Below are 1,947 nucleotides of genomic sequence, written 5' to 3' on the forward strand. Positions count from 1 at the left end.
GATCGAAGCCATCCGCACCGAAGTGCTGCTGGACGTGGAAAAACAAGGCTTTGAAGTGATCCCCAGCGCCCGCGCTGCCAACCTGACCATGAACCGCGACCGCATCCGCGATGTGGCGGTGGGTCTGGGCGTGCGCACGGCCAAGTTCAGCTACGCCGATTCGGCCGCCGAATTGCTGGCCCGCGCCACCGAGATCGGTTTCCCGGTCGTCATCAAACCCGTGATGAGTTCATCGGGCAAAGGCCAAAGCGTGGCCAAGACGGCGGCCGATGTGCAAGCCTGCTGGGATTACGCCTGCGCAGGCATGCGCGGCGACCGCCAAAAAGTCATCGTCGAAGAATTCATCCATTTCGAGTTCGAAATCACCCTGCTCACCATCCGCCAGCGCAACGGTCAAACCCTGTTTTGCCCGCCGATTGGCCATGTGCAAGAGCGCGGCGATTACCAATACAGCTGGCAGCCCCAGGGCATGAAGCCCGAGCAAATCAAAGCTGCCCAAGACATGGCCGAAAAAGTCACCACAGACTTAGGCGGTGCGGGCCTGTTTGGCGTGGAGTTTTTTGTGACGAAAGACGAAGTCATCTTCAGCGAGCTGAGCCCCCGCCCGCACGACACGGGCATGGTCACCCTCATCAGCCAAAACCTGAGCGAATTCGATTTGCACGCGCGCGCTATTTTGGGCCTACCGATTCCACGCATCGACTGCATCGAAGGTGCCAGCGCCGTGGTGCTGGCCGACAAGGACGGTAGCACGCCTACATTTACAGGCGTGGCCGAAGCCCTGAGCGAGCCGGGTGTGGACGTGCGCATCTTCGGCAAACCCACCACCCGGCCTTACCGCCGCATGGCGGTGGCGCTGGCCCAAGGCCCGAACGCCCTGCAACGCGCACGCGAGGCCGCGGCCAAAATCAAGGTGGTTTGATGGCCATGGGGCCGCCCTGCGCGGCCCAAACCTGCCACTGGGGGTCAGTTGAACTTTTCTGCTGCGTCCCACAGCTGCGCAGCCGCATCTTTGGCCGCCAGCAGAGGTTGACCCTGAATCGGCCAATCAATGCCCACGCTTGGGTCGTCCCAGCGCAAACTGCGCTCATGCTCGGGGTACCAATAGTCGGTGGTTTTGTACAAAAACTCAGCCGTGTCGCTGAGCACCACAAAGCCGTGCGCAAAACCTGGCGGGACCCACAACTGGCGGTGGTTGTCGGCACTCAAGTGCATGCCCACCCACTGGCCACAGGTGGCAGAAGACTTGCGCATATCCACCGCCACATCGAACACCTCCCCCTGCACCACACGCACCAGCTTGCCCTGAGGGTGCTGAATCTGGTAATGCAGCCCTCGCAGCACGCCCTTGGCCGACTTGCTGTGGTTGTCTTGCACAAAATGCACATCCAGCCCCGTGGCCTGCGCAAAGTCTCGCGCATTGAAGCTCTCATAAAAAAAGCCCCGAGCGTCGCCGAAGACCTTGGGCTCCAGGACCAGTAATTCCGGAATTTGGGTGGGTGTGACGGTGTAAGGCATTATTTGAGCAAGTTCAACAAATACTGGCCGTAGCCGTTTTTAGCCAACGGCTGCGCCAGTTTTTGCACATCGGCCGCAGTGATCCACTTTTGGGCAAAGGCAATTTCTTCGGGGCAAGCCACCATCAAGCCTTGGCGCTTTTGAAGCGTGGCGATGAAGCCCGCCGCCTCAAGCAAGCTGTCATGTGTGCCCGTGTCCAACCAGGCATAACCCCGGCCCATGATTTCCACGTTCAGCTGATTCAGCGCCAGATAGCGCTTGTTCACGTCGGTGATTTCCAACTCGCCACGCGTTGATGGCCGGATGTCGGCGGCGATATCGCACACCTGCTGGTCGTAAAAATACAAGCCGGTGACGGCATAGTTGCTTTTGGGCGCCTTGGGCTTTTCTTCGATGCTCAGCGCACGCTGCTGCCCATCAAAATCCACC

The 1,947-nt window shown here is 59.8% G+C and carries 3 protein-coding genes; 1 reads left to right on the forward strand and 2 read right to left on the reverse strand.

Annotated features, from left to right (window positions below; all coding sequences use genetic code 11):
* Positions 1 to 922: formate-dependent phosphoribosylglycinamide formyltransferase (purT, locus tag Q0341_RS14220; protein WP_299514631.1), on the forward strand; the 922-nt coding region annotated here is incomplete at its 5' end.
* 44 nt (positions 923 to 966) lie between these two features.
* Here the strand turns inward: purT and rfbC are convergent.
* Together rfbC and Q0341_RS14230 are read right to left on the reverse strand one after the other, a co-directional pair.
* Positions 967 to 1,518, reverse strand: coding sequence for a dTDP-4-dehydrorhamnose 3,5-epimerase (gene rfbC / locus Q0341_RS14225; RefSeq protein ID WP_299514634.1), 552 nt, complete (start codon positions 1,516 to 1,518; stop codon positions 967 to 969).
* The coding region (locus tag Q0341_RS14230) for a sugar phosphate nucleotidyltransferase (protein WP_299514637.1) at positions 1,518 to 1,947 on the reverse strand (430 nt) is incomplete at its 5' end. The genes rfbC and Q0341_RS14230, both read right to left, overlap by 1 nt.

The organism is uncultured Limnohabitans sp., assembly GCF_937889215.1.
Classification (GTDB): domain Bacteria; phylum Pseudomonadota; class Gammaproteobacteria; order Burkholderiales; family Burkholderiaceae_C; genus Limnohabitans_A.

Bases quoted from the DNA above. Each gene is read 5' to 3' on its own strand.
- rfbC (WP_299514634.1), bottom strand. From the start codon at position 1,518: ATGCCTTACACCGTCACACCCACCCAAATTCCGGAATTACTGGTCCTG.